Here is a 15,665-nt window from a genome sequence, read left to right on the forward strand (position 1 = left end):
CAGGAAACGGTGAAAGGGCGGGGCTGGGGCTCATCTCACCCCCCGTCACGCCGCCCGCGTCAAAGACACCCTCTCTTCGGCCCGTTCCGCCGCGGCCGGCGCATCCGCCGCCTCCCGCGCCCGCCGCGAGCGGAGCGCCAGCCGAGGCCAGGCGAGGAGCAGCACCGGGTAGATGGCGTAGCCGACGCGGGAGGCGGGAGCCAGGAGGATGGCCACGGCCAGCCCCAGGGCCAGCCGGTCGGCAGCGGCGACGGCGTCGGCGGGCGGCCGGAGCAGGAGTGACGCTCCGACGGCGGCGGCGCCGAGGAGCAGCAGGGCGACGGCGACGGCCCCGCCGTGCGGCACGAGGGTCGCGATCAGGTGCCCGATCAGGGGACTTTCGGCGGTGGACGGCGCGGCGCCGAGACCCAGCGGGTACAGCACGGCGTTCTTCCAGAAGGCCGCGCCGTCCACCAGGGCGACGGGTATGACGGCGAGCAGGGCGGGGCCGACGGCCCAGGCGGCGCACCGGGCCGCGGCGCGCCCGCCGTGCCGCGCCGCGAAGAGGGCGGCCAGGACCGGCAGGGCGGGCCAGGCCGTCCACTTGAGGGTGGCCGCCGCCCCCAGGGCGAGGCCGGCCGCCACCGGGCGGTCCCGGTGGGCGAGGGTCAGGGACAGGCAGAGCAGGCCGACGACCGGCGGGTCCACCCCGCCGATGGCGAGCGGCAGCGCGACGAGCGGACAGGCCGTCAGCCACCAGAGGGCGCGGCGGCCGCTCCCCGCCGCCCGGGCCGCGGCGGCCAGCGCGGCGAGGAAGCCGCCCAGGAACCAGAGCCGGGCGCCCGTGAACACGCCCCCGCCGAACAGGGCGTGCGGCAGGCCGAACAGCGCCATGCCCGGCAGGTAGGGGTTGAAGTCCCTGACCTCACGGGGGTCCGGCCCGTACGGGGTCCCGGAGGACAGCAGCAGGTCCGCGCCGCGCTCCACGACGCCGACCTCCATCTGCGCCTTGCCGATCACCACCAGCCACAGCAGCGGGACGACGAGCGCGCCTACGACGGCGGTCACGGCGGGGCCGCGCGCCCACGGCCGGGGGAGCAGGGCCGCGTACAGGGCCGCGCACCCGTAACCGGCGGCCGCGGTCAGGCCCCAGATCCGCTGTGAGGTGTCGGCGCGGGACAGCAGGCCCACCACCAGCGACGCGGCGGCGCAGAGGACGAGCAGCGGCCGGTCCCACCGCCGGCCGCGCATACGCGCCGCCGGGCGCCCGGGCCGGGCGAGAGCAGTGAACATGAGAAGCGACTATACATACCGTGTATACGCGTGGTGTCTAGATGGGGTGCACAGTCGCAGGGAAGGCAGGAGTGCGGATGTTTCGCGGTGCCCGCTCCCGCGCCGCGCGGATCAGGGACCCGCGCCGACGCCGACCGGGGCGTCCGCCGCCCCCTTCCCGCCCCCGCCCACCGGGCGCCGCAGCGACGACCGGCCCGCCCGCCACGCCTCCACGACATGACGCTCGAACCGGCCCTCCACCCACAGCGTGGCGGTGACGCCGAACTCCACGTCCGCCGCCAGCCCGGCCTCCTGCCGCAGCAGTCCGCCCACGACGTCGCGCCGCACGAGCTGCTCGTGCACCGCGTCCGCCGACACGTGCTCGGCGTAGAAGCGGACGGCCGCGGGGCCCGCGCCCAGCCGCTCCATGGCCCGGACCAGCCGCCGCGAGCCGGGCGGCGAGGTGCACTCCAGCGTCGCGAAGTGGCCGACCAGGCAGCCGCGCAGCGCCCGGTGCAGGCCGAAGAGCGACATCAGGTTGCCGGTGGCCAGGGTGACCGCGGGGACTGCGTCCACGTAGCGGCCGTAGGTGTCGTCCAGGCCCAGGTCCCGCATCAGGTCCGCGTACAGCGTCGCGTGCACCCGGTCGGCCCGGCCGGCGCCGAACTCGTCGTACTCCACCGCCACCAGGCCGGCCTTGGCCTGGCCCGTGAGCCGGGGGATGGCCCAGGCGTGCGGGTCGGCCTCCTTCAGCTGGTAGACGGAGCGGTGCACCGCGTACTCGCGCAACTGCTCCGACGTGCCGTGGTCGCGCAGGTAGTACGAGGCGCCGTCCGCCCCGCCGTCGTCCGGCGGTTCCGTGACCAGCTCCTCCAGCGCCGCGTCGACGTCGCCCGCGGCCGGCGCGTCGGCCCGCAGCGCCGCCAGGAAGGCGCTCTCCAGCACGGCCCGCAGCCGCAGCACGCGCGGGTCCCACTCCCAGGCGTCGGACACGCCCGGCAGGCCGCGGTAGTGCAGTTCGTAGCAGAGGTGGAGGGCCAGTTGGACGTCCTCCCCGTAGGGGTCGGCCGCCGCCACGGCCGGCGCGCCGGGCAGCGGGTCCCGGCCGTCGCCCGGATCGCGGCCGAACAGTTCCAGGAGCGCGCCGGACAGTTCTCCGCGCGCGGCCGGACAGTGCATCGTGAGCCTCCGATGTCCGCAGGGTTCGCGGAAGGAACGGGTACCCGGCGCCGCTCCCGTCACGCCCGCGGCCTGCGACGGCGGCGGTGGCTGGTGTCGCACCAGGGGAACTCCTCGCTGCGCCGGCAGGTGCAGAGAGCCACCACCGGGCGGTCCGAGCGCACGACCGAGCCGTCGTCCATGACCACTTCCACCGGCCCCTCGACGAGGAACGGGCCGTTCGGCTCGCGCGAGATCCGGCGGGCGGGCCTCGGCGGCTCCGGGGGGACCTCCGGGCGCGCGCCGTCCCCGGGCGCCCGCCCCGCGTCAGGACCGGGTGTCTGCCCCGCATCACGTCCGGGCGCCCGCCCCGCGTCACGTCCGGGCGCCCGCCCCACGTCAGGGCCGGTCGCCCGCCGCGTGTCAGGAGTCGTGCCGTCCACGGATCACCACCAGCTCCTCCTTGTCCTGCCCCGGCGCCAGCAGCCCGCGCTCCCGCAGCCAGCCGGCGCGCTCGCGCAGGACCGGCCCGAACGGCACGGACCTGCGGTCCACCACCTCGGCCGCCATGCCGGACCGCCGCAGCAGCTCCAGCGTCCGCTCCTCGCCGCTCAGCGCCGACTGCACCAGCAGCAGCACCCCGGCCGGCCGCAGCAGCGGCGGCGCCTCCGCGCACAACTGGTCGAGCACCGCCCGCCCGTCGTCCCCCGCCTCCCAGGCGCGCGCCGGCCCCCGCCCCGGGAAGGTGCCGTCGGGGGAGGGGACGTACGGGGGGTTGGCCAGGACCAGGTCGAAGCGCCGGCCCGCGACCGGGGCGAGCAGATCGCCCCGCCGCACCTCGACGCGGCACCCGGCGAGCAGGGCGTTCAGCCGCGCCGTGAGGACCGCCCGGCGCGAGGCGTCGACGGCCGTCACCCGGACGCCGCGGCCCCGGCGGGCCGCCGCGAGCGCCAGGGCGCCCGTCCCGGTCCCGACGTCGAGCACCCGGGCCCCGGCCGGCAGCGGCTCCCGTTCGAGCGCCTCGGCCAGCAGCAGCGAGTCGTCCTGCGGCGCGTAGACCCCGGGCGGCCGGACGAGCCGCCGCGCGCGGCGGGTCCGGGCGCTTCCGGCGGCCGGCTCCGGGGCCTGGCGCACGGTGGGCGGGACCTCTGGGGCCGTCACAGTTCCCGCAGCGCGGGCAGCAGTTCGTCGGTCGACCATTTCAGAAACGACTCCTGGTGTCCGCCGCCGATCTGGACCAGCGCGATCTCCTCGAACCCGGCTTCCGCGTACGGCCGGACGGCCTCGACGAAGTCCTCCACCTTCGACCCGCAGGCGATGCTCTCGGCGATGTCGTCCTTGGTCACGAACTGGGTCGCGGCGGTGAACCCGCGGTCGTCCCGCAGCTCGGAGTTGACCTTCCAGCCCAGGCCGAACCAGCGGAACTGGTCGTGGGCCCGCTCGATCGCCGCGTCCCGGTCGGTGTCGTAGCAGACGGGCAGCTGCCCCACGCGGGGCTTCCCGGCGCCGCCGTGCCGGTCGAAGGCGTCCAGCAGCTCCTTCTTCGGCTCGGTGGCGATGACCAGGTCGGCCAGGTGCCCGGCCAGCCTGCACGACCGCTCGCCGGACACCGCGATGCCGATCGGCGGGGCGGTCTCCGGCAGGTCCCACAGTTTCGCGTGCTCGACGTCGTAGTGCGGGCCGTGGTGCGTCAGGGTGCGGCCCTCCAACAGGGCCCGGATGATCCCGGTCGCCTCCTCCAGCATCTCCAGCCGGACGTCCGGCGACGGCCAACCGCCGCCCACCACGTGCTCGTTGAGGTTCTCTCCCGACCCCAGGCCCAGCCGGAACCGGCCCTCGGACAGCAGCTGCACCGTCGCCGCCTGCTGGGCGACCACGGCCGGGTGGTAGCGGACCGTCGGACAGGTCACGTACGTCATCAGCGGGATCCGCGAGGTCGCCCGCGCCGCGGCGCCCAGGACGGCCCAGGCGTTCGAGGCGTGGCCCTGGGAGGCGAGCCAGGGGAAGTAGTGGTCGGACGTGACGGAGAAGTCGAAACCCGCCTTCTCGGCACCCACCACGTGCTCGACCAGCTCCAGCGGCCCGGCCTGCTCGGTCATCATTGTGTAGCCGATGTGCACCATGCACCCCCGAGTGCCCTGAGCGCCCCGGGGGAAACGCGTGCCGCCGCCCCCGAGCCGTTCGGCCGAACGGGACGTGCGCGCGGTGATCCGGCGCGGCACACTCGGCCGTGAGGGGGGCGTCACACCTCTCGAAAGGAAGGCGCGCGATGAGCGCCAAACGCAAGGCCAAGGCCAAGGCGGAGCAGATCAAGGGCCAGGTGAAGGAGACCGCCGGGCGTGTGGTCGACGACCGGCGGATGCAGGCCGAGGGCCGCACCGAGAAGACCAAGGGAGACGTTCGGGAGACGGCGGAGGACGTACGGCGCACCATGAAGAAGTGATCAGGGGCGCGGCGGACCGCCGCCCCTGAAGCGAGATTGTCACCGAGTGAAGCGAGATCGTCACCGAGGTCCCGGACGCCCGGCGTCCGGGACCTTCGCGCGCCGCGGGCGGCGCTCCGGGCCGGTCGGGAGCAGGGCCGGCGGGGAGTCTGGCCGGTCGGGCGCCGGGCCGGTCGGTCAGGAGCCGGGCGTCCCGCCCTCCCGCGTCACCCGGACGGTCCGCAGCTCCGGGTCGGCCGCGTCCGGCAGGTGCATCCCCGCCTCGATCCCGGTGCGCAGGTACTCCAGGACCGGCCTGGTGAGGCGTTCGCCGGGCAGGGCCGTGGGAATGCCCGGCGGGTAGGGCGTCAGCATCTCGGCGGCGATCCGGCCCTCGGCCCGGTCGTAGGGGACGTCCTCGACGGGACCGAAGTAGGCGTCCCGGGGCGGCTGATCCTGTGCCATGCGCAGGTCGTGCGGGGACGGCACGTTGACGGCGGGCGCCGGCCGCAGCCCGGAGGCGTGCTCGGACAGGTCTCGCAGCGCGTCGAGCAGGGTCCGGGCGGTCTCCTCGTCGTCGGCGTGGGTGAGCTGGGCGCTGATCCGCCGGTGGTCGACGAGGTGCAGGTCGATGCGGTGCCGGTCGCGCAGCCAGTCCGCCGCCCGGTAGCCGGTGGTGCCGAGCTCCGCCATGTCGATGATCACGGGGAGCGGGTCCAGGTCCGCCGCCAGCCCGGTGCCGGTGAAGTCGGCCCGGTCGTTCACGTGCAGCCCGTCGATCCGCTCGATCTTCTTGCGCACCGACGCCGCCAGTTCCAGCGTGCGGTCGAGCAGTTCGCGGCCGTGCAGCATCATCTGCCGCCGCCAGCCGTCGATCCCGGCGAGGATGAGGACGGACGGGCTGGTGGTGCCCAGCAGGTCGGCGCGGGACTTCAGCGCCGCCGGGTCGATCAGGTCGCCCTGGAGGTGGAAGACCGAGCCCTGCTCCAGGCCGCTGCCCATCTTGTGGATGCTGGTCACGCACACGTCGGCGCCCGCGTCCATCGCCCACGTCGGCAGGTCGGGGTGGAACGGGAGGTGGGCGCCCCACGCCTCGTCCACGATGAGCGGCCGCCCCCGCCGGTGGCAGACCTCGGCGATGCCCGCCAGGTCGGCGCAGGACCCGTACGGGGTCGGGCTGGTGACCAGCGCGCCGCGCGCGTCCGGGTGCGCCGCGAAGGCCCGTTCGAACGCCGCGGCCGACGGCGGGTGGGCGAGGTGCCGCTCCGCGTCCCACTCCGGCTCGACCCACACCGGGTGGATGCCCGCCAGGATCAGCCCGGCGACCACGGACTTGTGCGCGTCCCGGCCCACCAGCAGCTCCTCGTGCGGGCTGGCGACGGCCAGCATCGCGGCCTTGACCGACAGCGAGCTGCCGCACGTGGTGAAGAACGTGTGCTCGGCGTGGACGGCGTCGGCCATCAGGGCCTCCGCCCGCTCCAGGACCCGCCCGCTGGTGCGCCGGTCGTCCAGGCCGCCGGAGGCCAGGACGTCCGAGCGGAACACCGACTCGCCCAGCTCCCGCCGGGCGGCCGGATCGGCGCCCCTGGCCTGCTTGTGGCCGGGAGGGGTGAACGGGAGCCGGCCGGCCTCGTGGTAGGCGACGAGTGCTTCCAGGACGGGGGCCTGCGTGTGGTCCATCGGTTCCCTCCGGACGGCCGGCGACGTTCGCTACGAGTGTGACCCGACGCCCGCGGGGGAAACTCGGCCTCCCCGAAGAGGCCGGTCAGCCGGACGCCGGGGTCCAGTCGGCCACCAGCGCGAGCAGCCCGGGGAAGCGGGCCTCCAGGTCCGCCACCCGCACCTGGCTGCGCCGCTCCAGGCCGTACTGGCGCTGCCGGGTGACCCCGGCCTCGCGCAGCGCCTTGAAGTGGTGGGTCAGCGAGGACTTGGGCCGGTCGAGGCCGAACCAGCCGCACGGGTGGTCGAACGCCTCGGACTCCAGCAGCAGCCGGCGGACGATGCGCAGCCGCAGCGGATCGCTCAGCGCGCCGAGGACGGTCTCCAGCCGCAGGTCCGCCACGTCGGGCTCGGGCAGCGGGTCCGGCGTGCCGGCCGGCTCCGGGGGGACGGTGAAGACGGGGGCGGGACGGGCGGTGGTCATCCGCTTCCTCACTTCCGGGGGCGATGCGTTCGACGAGCTGTACGAGTTTGATCGTACTGCATGCTAAGTTCGAAACAACTCGTACAGCGGCGCCCCGAGCGCCGCAGGCGGTGCGCCGGCGTGCCCCGGCGCGCCCTCGATTCCTCGAACCACCCGCAGAAGGAGCTCCGGTGACGGACATTCGGCTCGCCCCCGTGCCCGCACGACCCGCCCGCCAGGCGCCCGCCCCCGCCGGGGCCACCGCCCCCGGGTGGTGGGTGTGGGCGGCCGCCTGGCCCGTGACGGCCGTGTTCGTGCTGTCCAACGCCGCGACACCGCTCTACGCGCTCTGGCAGCGGGACATCGGCTTCTCCCGCGGGACCCTCACCCTCGTCTTCGCCTGCTACATCGTCGGACTGATCGGCTCGCTCCTCGTCTCGGGCATCCTCTCCGACCGCATCGGCCGCCGGCCGGTCCTGGTCCCGGCGGTGCTCCTCGCCCTCGTCGCCTGCGGGATCTTCGCCACCGCGTCCTCCGTCGCGGCCCTGATGGCCGCCCGGCTGCTCACCGGGATCGCCGTCGGAGCGGTCGTCTCCACCGGCATGGCGGCCGTCTCCGACGTGGCCGGGCCCGCGCGCCGGTCCCAGGCGGCGCTGCTCGCCTCCACCGCGATGGTGCTCGGCGCGGGCCTCGGCCCGCTGCTGGCCGGCGTGCTCTCCGAGACCCTGCCCGCCCCCACCACCACCGTCTTCGCCGTCGAGGCCGTCCTCCTCGTCCTGGCCCTCGCCGTCGTCCTGCGCATGCCCCTCCCGCGGCCGGCCGGCGGCAGCGGCGGCTCCTGGATCCGGGTGCCCGGCGTCCCCCGCGGCCGCGGCGGCGACCTGCTGCGCGGCGTCGCCGTCTTCGCCCCCGGCATCACCGCCACCTCGTTCGTGCTCTCCCTCGGCCCCTCCCTGCTCTCCAACCTCCTCGACACCACCAACCGGGTGGTGGCCGGCGCCATGGCCTTCGTGATGTTCCTCGCCGCCACCGGCGTCCAGTTCGCCGTCCGCCGACTGCGCCCCCGGAACGTCCTGCTCGCCGGCGCCCTGAGCACCGTGCTGGCCATGGCCGCCCTCGTCGCCGCCGTGCGGCTCTCCTCGGCCGGCTTCCTCGCCGCCGCCGTCCTCCTCGCCGGCGCCGGCCAGGGCATGGGGCAGCTCGGCGGGCTCTCCCTGCTCAACAGCACGATCCCGGCCCGCCGGCTCGCCGAGGCGAACGCGGCCATGAACGTGGGCGGTTACGTCCCGGCGGGCACCCTGCCCGTCGCCGCCGGCTTCCTCAGCGACGCGGTCGGGCTGCCCACCGGGGCGACGGTCTTCGCCGCGGTCCTCGCGGCGGCGGCGGTGGCCGGGGGGCTGACCGTCCTGGCGCGCCGGGACCGCCCGTCCGCGACCGTCTGACCGGGCCGCGGGTACGTCGGTCGAGCGGGGCCGGGAATGCTTCCCGGCCCCGCTCGGTTGCGTCGACACGACGGCGGGCGGTGAACTCCCGGGCCGCGCGGGTATGCCTGAGCCCGTGTGAGCCGTACGGGACCACCGCACGGCGTCACGCACGCGGCGTCATCGAACGGCGTCACCCGACAGAGTCACCGACGGAAGGGCAGCACCCATGCCGCTGAAAGGCGAGTACGAACCGAGCCCCGAGCAGTGGGTCAGGGACCAGGTCGAGCTGTACGAGAGCTCCGGCGGAACCGAGGGGACGACGCTGCGCGACATGCCCGTCGTCGTCCTCACCACGCTCGGCGCGAAGAGCGGCAAGCTCCGCAAGACGCCCGTCATGCGGGTCGAGCACGAGGGCAAGTACGCCGTCGTCGCGTCCCTGGGCGGCGCCCCCAAGCACCCCGTCTGGTACCACAACCTCAAGGCCGACCCCCGGGCCGAACTCCAGGACGGCCCGCTGCGCCAGGACGTGACGGCCCGCGAGGTCACCGGCGAGGAGAAGGCCCGCTGGTGGGAGCGGGCGGTGGCCGCCTACCCCGACTACGCGGACTACCAGGAGAAGACCGACCGGGAGATCCCCGTCTTCGTCCTGGAGCGGACACCCGACGGGCACTGAGCCCGGGCGCGGGCCCGTGCGTGGACGGCGGTGGCGGCGCGGCTCCGGCACCCGCCGCCCCGGCCGCGGTCGGGTGTTCCGTCAGTCGGCGGGCGGGGTGCGGGCGGACAGCAGGAGCGCCCAGGAGACGCAGGCGAAGGACGCCGTGGACGTCAGCGCGCGGACCAGGTTCCAGCGCACCCAGGGGCCCTCGAAGGCGCTGCGGACGGCGGCGAGAGCTGCGGCGCCGTCCGGCGTACCGGCCGCCTCCAGCCGGTTGTTGAGCGGTACGTTGACCGTGCCGGTGATCACCAGCACGGCCAGCTGGAAGGCGGCGGCCGCCGCGATCCACCCGAGCACGGCGCGGCTGCCGCCGCGCAGCTCCAGCAGGGCGGCGAGCGCGATCAGCGCCAGCGAACCGAGGAAGGAGAGCATGAACCACCCGTTGAGGATGGCCGTGTTGATCCGCCGCATCACCTCGACGAAACTCCGGTCGTCGCTCCGGGCCAGCCCCGGCATCACGGAGCAGGCATAGGAGTAGAACAGTCCGGCGCCGAGCCCGGTGGTCACCACCGCCCCGAACAGGACCGCAGTGCGTAGCCCAGACACACCCATTACACCCGTCACGCCCGCCATATCCGAAACCCCCGTTCGCAGTGCCGTGCCGCCAGTCAACCGGCCGGGCCCGCCCGCGGCCATGAGCGAGAAGCTCGGCCGCATACGCGAGAGTCCGGCGGACCTCATGGCGGCGGTCGGTCCCGCGTCGGCGGGTGCTCCCGCACCGGCGGGTGAGGACGCGCTCGGCGCGCTCCTCGCCGGGGCCCGGGCGCGGGGCGCCTTCCTGCTGCGCTCGGTGTTCGACCCGCCGTGGGCGATCCACGTCCGGGACGAAGCGCCGCTGACCGTCCTGACCATGGTCCGCGGCGAAGGCTGGATCGTGCGCGACCGGCGGCCGCCCGTCCGGCTGCGCCCCGGCGACCTGGCGGTCGTCCGCGGCCCCGAGCCGTACACGGTCGCCGACGACCCGTCGACCGAGCCCCGCGTGACCGTCCACCCGGGCCAGGTGACGACGGACCCGTCCGGGGCCGGACTGTGCGTGGAACTCCACCGCGGCGTACGGACCTGGGGCGAGCGCCCCGACGCCGCGCACGCACTGGTCAGCGGTACCTACCAGCTGCCCGGCGAGGTCAGCCGGCGCCTGCTGCGCACCCTGCCGGGCGTGCTCCTGCTGACCGCCGAGGACTGGCACTCGCCCCTGCTGCCGCTGCTGCGGGACGAGATGGCCCGTGACGAACCCGGGCAGGCCGCCGTCCTGGACCGGCTCCTCGACCTCATCCTGATCGGAGCGCTGCGCGCATGGTTCACGCGGCAGGGCGCCGACGCCCCCGCCTGGTACCGCGCCCACGGCGACCCGGTGGTGGGCCCCGCGCTGGGACTGCTGCACGCCGACCCCGCCCGGCCGTGGACGGTCGCCGCCCTCGCCGCCGAGGCCGGCGTCTCCCGGGCGGTCCTCGCCCGTCGCTTCACCGAGCTGGTGGGCGAGCCGCCGATGGCGTACCTCACCGACTGGCGGCTGTCCCTCGCCGCCGACCTCCTCGCCTCCTCCGACGCCACCCTGGCCGCCGTCGCCCGGCAGGTCGGCTACGGCAGCGCCTTCGCGCTCAGCGCGGCCTTCAAGCGCGTCCGCGGCCTCAGCCCCGCCCGGCACCGCGACGCCGTCCGGGCGCCGGGGGCCGGCGGGTGACGGCGGCGCGTCCTCACGTGGTGAGCAGCCGGGAGGCCAGGACCGCCCCCGGGCTGGTCTCCAGCAGTGCCTCGGTCAGCGCGTGCCCCGCCGCGTCGAGCTCCGCGTCGCTCATCGGTCCGAGCGCGTCGAGGATGAACAGCGCCCGGGTGGTGGTGCCGGTCAGCCGGGTGCGGGTGCACTGGCGCCAGTTCCAGCGGCGGCAGGTGACGCCCGCGTCGTCCCGCCAGACGACCTCGCCGGGCGGGCAGTGCTCGACGGCTGCCTCCCCGCCCGCCGTGGTCTCGAACGGCTCGTCGCCGCCGGCCCGCACCAGCCGGGGCGCGCCGGCGTAGTGGTCCAGGTCCTCGCCGCCGAGCGGCAGGACGTGGGCGACGGAGACCGCGTTGTAGACGTCGGTGAGCCGGTCCACGCGCGGCAGGCCCGCGGGGGCGCGGCGGATCAGGGCCTCGGCGCTCGGCCGGGTCCGCTGCGGCTTGGCGCCGAACGCGCGGAACGCCTCCCGCCAGGCCGCCAGGTGCGGGTGCTCCTCGGGCGGCGCGTCGGCGAAGCGGCGGCGGGCGGACTCCTCGGCCGCCGCCAGCAGCCGCTCGCTCGCGGCGTCGCTCGGCCCGGGCCTGAGGCCCTCGGCGGCGACGAGGAGCGCCCGGTAGTCGGGCCGCAGCGCGTGCACCGCGGGGTCAATGACGGCGGCGTCGAGCAGGCTCTTGAGATCGGCGGTGGCGGCGGACATGCGGCTCCTTGGCGAGTTCAGTGCAATGAACTCTAGAGTGCCACAGGATGCACCGCAGTGGAATCGGTCGTCATGGTGTTCCGGTGGGTGTCGCCATGTGACGTGCTGCCGGGCGGCTCGGGCGCGACCGACCGCCCGGCAGCGGGCGGGTGGCGGTCAGGCGGCCGGATCGCCGACGGCGCTGCGTCCCGCTCGTTCGCGACCGGGCCGACCGCCCGTCCTACGCGAGACGGTCGAAGCAGTCGTAGTTGCGCTGCGCGACGATCCTGCCGTCGCGGAACTCCAGGAACACGGCGAGGCGCGCCCGCAGCTCGTGCCCGGCGGGCAGCGTGCCCAGCGGCACGGCGAGCGTGCCCCGCCAGACGGCCTCCAGGGCGACGGTGTCGCCGGCCGCGACCGCCTCGACGATGTCGAACGCCTGCTCGCTCAGTACCGCGCGGCCCCGCTCCGCCGCCGCCAGGATGGCGGGCAGGTCGCGGACGGCGCCGTCGGGGGCCAGGGCGTTGGGGTACTCGCGCTGCACCGCGTCCGGATGGAAGAAACGCGCCAGCTCCTCGCCGGTGGCCTGGCTCGCCACCGCCGCGTGGTAGCGGACGGCGGTCTCGACGTTGGGGTGCCGCGGGGTGGCCGTCATGGCCGTCAGGGTAGGGGCCCGGCCGGGGGACGGGGAAGGTGCCCGCGCGCGGTGGCGGGCCGGGTGGGAGAGCGAGCGGGTCAGGTGAGGCCGAAGACGTCGACGGCGTCGCCGAGCGTCCGGTAGCGCTCGGGAGCGGTGGTGAAGACGGTCCAGCCGGAGGGCACCGCGACGGCGGCCGTGTGCGCGAGGGCGATGTCGTCGAGCCCGTACCGCCGCATCATCGCCCCCGCCGCCTCGACGGCCGCCAGGTCCAGCGGCCGGATGAGCACCGACGGGCCGCAGCGGGCCAGCAGCAGTTCCAGCGCGGCCCGGGCGCGGCCGGGCTTCTCGCGCTCGGCGAGGACGAGCTCGGTCTGCGGCACGTTGACCGAGACGGCGTGCCAGCTCCACCGGTCCGCGAGGACCTCGTGCTCGATCCTGCGGTCGGTGGCCAGGTCGCAGAGGAAGCCGGCGTCGAGGACGACGCCCGTCACCGCGTCGACGGTCACGCGGCGCTGCTCCGGCGGGTGGCGATGTACTGGTCGAGCGGCAGCCGGGTGCGACGGCCCGTGGCGTCGTCGGCCCACTGGCGGGCCAGGGCGATGGACTCCTCGTCCAGGCCGAAGTCCTGCCGCAGCCGCTCCTCGCTCTCGCGGTGGCGGCGGTCGCGGTCGATCTGGCCGGCCAGCGTTCTCGTCACGAAGGCGGACACGGACTCGATGACGTTCGCGTCCTTCAGGCCGCGCAACTGCTCGGCGAGCTCGCGGGGAACCGTGATGCTGATCCGCTCGAAATCGGGGGTCTGCTCGTCGCCCATGGTCGAATACTACGGGAGCCGCCCCCGGGCGCACCGCCCGTCGGGTGACGCGGTGGCGCGCGCCGGGGCCCGGGCCACTGCCCGCACAATGCGCGCCGTCCGCCCGGTTGTTGACATCGTGTGCGGGGCGTGTCGGTGAGGGCGTCGGGGGCGTGGTCACGCGCCGTTGGTGCCGTCTTCGCTGTCTGTGCCGTCGGCGTCGTCCGCGTCGCCTGGATCGTCGGCGTCGGCGGTTTCGTCGACGAGCGACGCGTCCGACACCAGGGCGCGGGCGGCGTCGGCGAAGAACCGCTCGTCGGCGCCGGGGGCGAGGCCGAGGACGACGCCCTGGCTGAGGCCGACGAACAGGCCCCGGAGCGCGGTGGCCAGCCGCCGCGCCTGACGCGGCGTCACGACGCCTCCGCCGTGCGGCCTGCCGGTGAACACCGCGGCCAGGTTGCTCTCCTGCTCCCGGACGGCAGCGGCCAGCCGGGTGCCCAGCTCGGGGTCGTGCACGGCCATGTCCAGCAGGGTGATCTGCAGCGACACGGCGGCCCGCGCGTCGGGGGCGTCGCAGCCGCGCCGGTAGTAGCGGGCGAAGGCCTCGGCCGCCTGCCGGAGGTCCGCGTCGTCGGGGACCGCCTCCGCGATCTCCTCGTAGTGGGGTCGCAGGCGCTCGGTGACCAGGGCCACCACCAGGCCGCTCTTGCTGCCGAACAGCGAGTAGACGGCCCCCGTCGTCAGCCCGGCCCGCTCCGCGATCTCGTCGAGCCGGGCGCGGTAGCCGTCCCGGGAGACGACCTCCAGTGCGGCGTCCAGCAGGGCCCGGCGGTTGCGTTCCTTGGTCTCGGCTCTTGTCATTCGCATAGTGCGATTATTCTAATAATGAGGTTACGGAAGTGGAAGCGGGACGCCATCAAGGAGGCGCGTTCATGACCAGGACCAAGGCCGCGAGTCGGAGCGGGACACGGGCGGAAGCGTCGTCGACGGCGCGCATGTGGGCGGGGGCGCTCGCCGACGGCGTCTTCAAGGTGGTGCTCGGCGCCGTGTTCGTGCTCGCCGCCTCCGGGACCGGCGATCTGCTCGGCGTGCCGGCCTGGCTGCCCGCCGCCACCGGCGCCGCCCTGCTGATCGGCGGCGGGATCGAGATCGCGTACGTGCGCCGCCGGCCGCTGCCCGCCTTCCTGCGGCTGATGATCACCTACGACGGCGGCTGGGCACTGGCCACGCTCGCCGGGCTGCTGGTGGCGTGGCGGGGTGGCACCGCCGGGGGCGAGGTGTGGCTGGGCTACCAGGTGGTGGCTCCGCTCGCGTTCGCGGCTCTTCTGGCGTCCGCCGGTCCGTCGCGGCCCGCCGCCGGGACCGACTCCTGACGAGGGCCCGAGCCGTCCGGTGGCCGGTCCGCCGGGCGGCGGGGGCGGGGGAGCCGGTCTAGGGTCGAACCGTGCGGTGCCGGGCGAGACGGGACGGAGGCGGGCCGGCCGGGCGTTCCGGGACGGCCCGGCGGGGCGGGCCCCGATGACCGCCCGCCCGCGCGAGGAGCGGCGCGAGGAACGGGTGGGCGGCACCACGGCCCTCTCCGCCCGCCGCGTGGCGTGGATCCGGCTCGCCATGACCGTGCCCCTGGTCATGGCGGGACGCCGGCCGCCCGACGTCTCGTACCGGCACTGGTTCGACGGCCTGCTCGTCGCCTACCTCGTCTGGGCCGTCGGCCGGATGGTGTGGATCCGGCGCCGCCCGGTGGCCGACGTGCGCGGCGCCGCGGGCGCCCTCGTCGTCGACCTGGCGCTGATCACGGCCCTCGCCGCGGTCTCCGGCGGCCCGGACTCCCCGGTCCGCTACGCCTACTTCCTGTGGTCCACGGCCACCGTCCTGTGGCAGATGCCGAAGGTCACGGCCGTCTTCGGGGCCGCCTGCATGGTCTGCTACGCGGCGATGTCGGTGCCGCACGCCCTGACGCACCCGGCGGGGGAGTCCTGGGACATCGTCGTCGACGAGGCGTACCTGCTGTGGACGGTCTGCGCCTCCGTGCTCATCGCGGTCCTGCTGGCCCGGCGCAGCCGGCGGGTGGCCGAACTGCTCCGCACCCGCGAACTGCTCCTCGACGACGCGCTCGCCGCCGAAACCCGCGAACGGTCCCGGGTCGCCGACGCCCTGCACGACGGCGCCGTGCAGACGCTGCTGGCCGCCCTGCACGACCTGGAGGAGGCCGAGGGCGCCGTCACCGACCCCGCGGCCCGCGCCGCCCTCGACCGGGCCCGGGACGAAGTGCGGCGCACCGTCCGGGAGATGCGGGAGATCATCTTCAACCTGCATCCGCAGATCCTCGCCGCCGCCGGGCTGGGCGCCGCGCTGGAGGCGGCGGGGGAGCGGTTCGCGCGGCGCGGCGGCTTCCGCGTCCACTACGACGTGCGGCTGCCCGGCCGCGTCGGCCACGAGGCCCTGCTCTACTCCACCGCCCGGGAGCTCCTCCGCAACATCGTCCGGCACGCGCGGGCCGCCGACGTCCGGCTGACCCTGGCCACCGAGGGGGACGAGACCGTGCTGACCGTCCGCGACGACGGCGTCGGCTTCGACCCCCGCGTCGTCCGGGAACGGCTGCGGGCCGGTCACATCGGCCTGGCCAGCCACTCCGTACGGGTCGAGAGCGCGGGTGGGCGGTTCACGATGGACAGCGCGCCCGGCCGCGGCACGACGGTCGAGGTCCGGCTGCCGACGGCGGCGCCCGGCCCGTCGCCCGACCCGCC

General features: G+C 75.6%; 19 protein-coding genes. 6 read left to right on the top strand and 13 right to left on the bottom strand.

The genetic code is table 11. The features are described from left to right. Positions 1–45 precede the first annotated feature (45 nt). The 5 genes from JNW98_RS26925 to JNW98_RS26945 form a co-directional block, all read right to left on the bottom strand. The gene (locus JNW98_RS26925) at positions 46–1,272 is read right to left on the bottom strand and encodes a glycosyltransferase 87 family protein (protein WP_223770901.1); all 1,227 of its coding nucleotides are present in this window, start codon (positions 1,270–1,272) and stop codon (positions 46–48) included. 111 nt (positions 1,273–1,383) lie between these two features. Further along, positions 1,384–2,430 carry an iron-containing redox enzyme family protein gene (locus JNW98_RS26930; protein ID WP_223770902.1) on the bottom strand — a complete coding sequence of 349 codons (1,047 nt, stop codon included), beginning with the start codon at positions 2,428–2,430 and terminating at the stop codon, positions 1,384–1,386. Between the two features lie 59 nt (positions 2,431–2,489). Then, positions 2,490–2,852, bottom strand: coding sequence for a CDGSH iron-sulfur domain-containing protein (locus JNW98_RS36705; RefSeq protein ID WP_308015670.1), 363 nt, complete (start codon positions 2,850–2,852; stop codon positions 2,490–2,492). Beyond that, complete coding sequence (locus JNW98_RS26940; RefSeq protein ID WP_223770903.1) at positions 2,833–3,570, bottom strand: HemK2/MTQ2 family protein methyltransferase; 738 nt, start codon at positions 3,568–3,570, stop codon at positions 2,833–2,835. Before JNW98_RS26940 ends, JNW98_RS36705 begins: the two co-directional genes overlap by 20 nt. Continuing rightward, complete coding sequence (locus tag JNW98_RS26945) at positions 3,567–4,532, bottom strand: LLM class F420-dependent oxidoreductase (protein ID WP_223770904.1); 966 nt, start codon at positions 4,530–4,532, stop codon at positions 3,567–3,569. Before JNW98_RS26945 ends, JNW98_RS26940 begins: the two co-directional genes overlap by 4 nt. Positions 4,533–4,678: 146 nt before the next feature. On the opposite strand from JNW98_RS26945, the gene JNW98_RS26950 reads away from it, so the two are divergent. Next, complete coding sequence (locus tag JNW98_RS26950; RefSeq protein ID WP_223770905.1) at positions 4,679–4,852, top strand: CsbD family protein; 174 nt, start codon at positions 4,679–4,681, stop codon at positions 4,850–4,852. A gap of 177 nt (positions 4,853–5,029) precedes the next feature. Here JNW98_RS26950 and JNW98_RS26955 read toward each other — a convergent pair whose 3' ends face one another. Together JNW98_RS26955 and JNW98_RS26960 are read right to left on the bottom strand one after the other, a co-directional pair. Further along, entirely contained in the window at positions 5,030–6,511 is a 1,482-nt protein-coding gene (locus JNW98_RS26955) for an aminotransferase class I/II-fold pyridoxal phosphate-dependent enzyme (RefSeq protein WP_223770906.1), read from the bottom strand. Between the two features lie 85 nt (positions 6,512–6,596). Continuing rightward, positions 6,597–6,974, bottom strand: coding sequence for a helix-turn-helix domain-containing protein (locus tag JNW98_RS26960; RefSeq protein WP_223770907.1), 378 nt, complete (start codon positions 6,972–6,974; stop codon positions 6,597–6,599). A 179-nt stretch (positions 6,975–7,153) separates the two neighbouring features. On the opposite strand from JNW98_RS26960, the gene JNW98_RS26965 reads away from it, so the two are divergent. Together JNW98_RS26965 and JNW98_RS26970 are read left to right on the top strand one after the other, a co-directional pair. Next, positions 7,154–8,395: an MFS transporter gene (locus JNW98_RS26965; protein ID WP_372459332.1), complete on the top strand. Its 1,242-nt coding sequence runs from the start codon at positions 7,154–7,156 to the stop codon at positions 8,393–8,395. 208 nt (positions 8,396–8,603) lie between these two features. Further along, positions 8,604–9,050 (top strand): nitroreductase family deazaflavin-dependent oxidoreductase, encoded by a 447-nt coding sequence (locus JNW98_RS26970; protein ID WP_223770908.1) that lies wholly within the window; start codon positions 8,604–8,606, stop codon positions 9,048–9,050. An 81-nt stretch (positions 9,051–9,131) separates the two neighbouring features. Here JNW98_RS26970 and JNW98_RS26975 read toward each other — a convergent pair whose 3' ends face one another. Continuing rightward, entirely contained in the window at positions 9,132–9,644 is a 513-nt protein-coding gene (locus JNW98_RS26975) for an anthrone oxygenase family protein (protein WP_223770909.1), read from the bottom strand. Positions 9,645–9,771: 127 nt separating this feature from the next. Here JNW98_RS26975 and JNW98_RS26980 point away from each other — a divergent pair, with 127 nt between their 5' ends. Then, positions 9,772–10,773 carry an AraC family transcriptional regulator gene (locus JNW98_RS26980; RefSeq protein ID WP_223770917.1) on the top strand — a complete coding sequence of 334 codons (1,002 nt, stop codon included), beginning with the start codon at positions 9,772–9,774 and terminating at the stop codon, positions 10,771–10,773. Positions 10,774–10,786: 13 nt separating this feature from the next. On the opposite strand, the gene JNW98_RS26985 is transcribed toward JNW98_RS26980, so the two are convergent. From JNW98_RS26985 to JNW98_RS27005, 5 genes are all read right to left on the bottom strand, one after another. Beyond that, positions 10,787–11,506 (bottom strand): B3/B4 domain-containing protein, encoded by a 720-nt coding sequence (locus JNW98_RS26985; protein ID WP_223770910.1) that lies wholly within the window; start codon positions 11,504–11,506, stop codon positions 10,787–10,789. Between the two features lie 220 nt (positions 11,507–11,726). Beyond that, positions 11,727–12,140 (bottom strand): nuclear transport factor 2 family protein, encoded by a 414-nt coding sequence (locus JNW98_RS26990; RefSeq protein ID WP_223770911.1) that lies wholly within the window; start codon positions 12,138–12,140, stop codon positions 11,727–11,729. A gap of 80 nt (positions 12,141–12,220) precedes the next feature. Next, positions 12,221–12,631, bottom strand: coding sequence for a hypothetical protein (locus tag JNW98_RS26995; protein WP_223770912.1), 411 nt, complete (start codon positions 12,629–12,631; stop codon positions 12,221–12,223). Further along, positions 12,628–12,939 (bottom strand): hypothetical protein, encoded by a 312-nt coding sequence (locus tag JNW98_RS27000; protein ID WP_223770913.1) that lies wholly within the window; start codon positions 12,937–12,939, stop codon positions 12,628–12,630. Before JNW98_RS27000 ends, JNW98_RS26995 begins: the two co-directional genes overlap by 4 nt. A 156-nt stretch (positions 12,940–13,095) precedes the next feature. After that, positions 13,096–13,779: a TetR/AcrR family transcriptional regulator gene (locus JNW98_RS27005; protein ID WP_223770918.1), complete on the bottom strand. Its 684-nt coding sequence runs from the start codon at positions 13,777–13,779 to the stop codon at positions 13,096–13,098. Positions 13,780–13,850: 71 nt separating this feature from the next. On the opposite strand from JNW98_RS27005, the gene JNW98_RS27010 reads away from it, so the two are divergent. Then, positions 13,851–14,291: a hypothetical protein gene (locus JNW98_RS27010; protein ID WP_372459331.1), complete on the top strand. Its 441-nt coding sequence runs from the start codon at positions 13,851–13,853 to the stop codon at positions 14,289–14,291. 145 nt (positions 14,292–14,436) lie between these two features. Next, on the top strand, positions 14,437–15,665 hold a 1,229-nt coding region (locus JNW98_RS27015; protein WP_223770914.1), incomplete at its 3' end, for a sensor histidine kinase.

This window comes from Streptomyces huiliensis (assembly GCF_020037025.1).
In the GTDB taxonomy this organism is placed as follows: domain Bacteria; phylum Actinomycetota; class Actinomycetes; order Streptomycetales; family Streptomycetaceae; genus Streptomyces; species Streptomyces huiliensis.

What these genes read in the sequence shown, in the direction of transcription:
- JNW98_RS26955 (WP_223770906.1), bottom strand. Translation starts at nt 6,511, where the DNA reads ATGGACCACACGCAGGCCCCCGTCCTGGAAGCACTCGTCGCCTACCAC.
- JNW98_RS26960 (WP_223770907.1), bottom strand. Translation starts at nt 6,974, where the DNA reads ATGACCACCGCCCGTCCCGCCCCCGTCTTCACCGTCCCCCCGGAGCCG.
- JNW98_RS27000 (WP_223770913.1), bottom strand. Translation starts at nt 12,939, where the DNA reads ATGGGCGACGAGCAGACCCCCGATTTCGAGCGGATCAGCATCACGGTT.
- JNW98_RS26925 (WP_223770901.1), bottom strand. Translation starts at nt 1,272, where the DNA reads ATGTTCACTGCTCTCGCCCGGCCCGGGCGCCCGGCGGCGCGTATGCGC.
- JNW98_RS26945 (WP_223770904.1), bottom strand. Translation starts at nt 4,532, where the DNA reads ATGGTGCACATCGGCTACACAATGATGACCGAGCAGGCCGGGCCGCTG.
- JNW98_RS26950 (WP_223770905.1), top strand. Translation starts at nt 4,679, where the DNA reads ATGAGCGCCAAACGCAAGGCCAAGGCCAAGGCGGAGCAGATCAAGGGC.
- JNW98_RS26990 (WP_223770911.1), bottom strand. Translation starts at nt 12,140, where the DNA reads ATGACGGCCACCCCGCGGCACCCCAACGTCGAGACCGCCGTCCGCTAC.
- JNW98_RS26975 (WP_223770909.1), bottom strand. Translation starts at nt 9,644, where the DNA reads ATGGGTGTGTCTGGGCTACGCACTGCGGTCCTGTTCGGGGCGGTGGTG.
- JNW98_RS27010 (WP_372459331.1), top strand. Translation starts at nt 13,851, where the DNA reads ATGACCAGGACCAAGGCCGCGAGTCGGAGCGGGACACGGGCGGAAGCG.
- JNW98_RS26930 (WP_223770902.1), bottom strand. Translation starts at nt 2,430, where the DNA reads ATGCACTGTCCGGCCGCGCGCGGAGAACTGTCCGGCGCGCTCCTGGAA.
- JNW98_RS26970 (WP_223770908.1), top strand. Translation starts at nt 8,604, where the DNA reads ATGCCGCTGAAAGGCGAGTACGAACCGAGCCCCGAGCAGTGGGTCAGG.
- JNW98_RS26980 (WP_223770917.1), top strand. Translation starts at nt 9,772, where the DNA reads ATGGCGGCGGTCGGTCCCGCGTCGGCGGGTGCTCCCGCACCGGCGGGT.
- JNW98_RS27005 (WP_223770918.1), bottom strand. Translation starts at nt 13,779, where the DNA reads ATGACAAGAGCCGAGACCAAGGAACGCAACCGCCGGGCCCTGCTGGAC.
- JNW98_RS26985 (WP_223770910.1), bottom strand. Translation starts at nt 11,506, where the DNA reads ATGTCCGCCGCCACCGCCGATCTCAAGAGCCTGCTCGACGCCGCCGTC.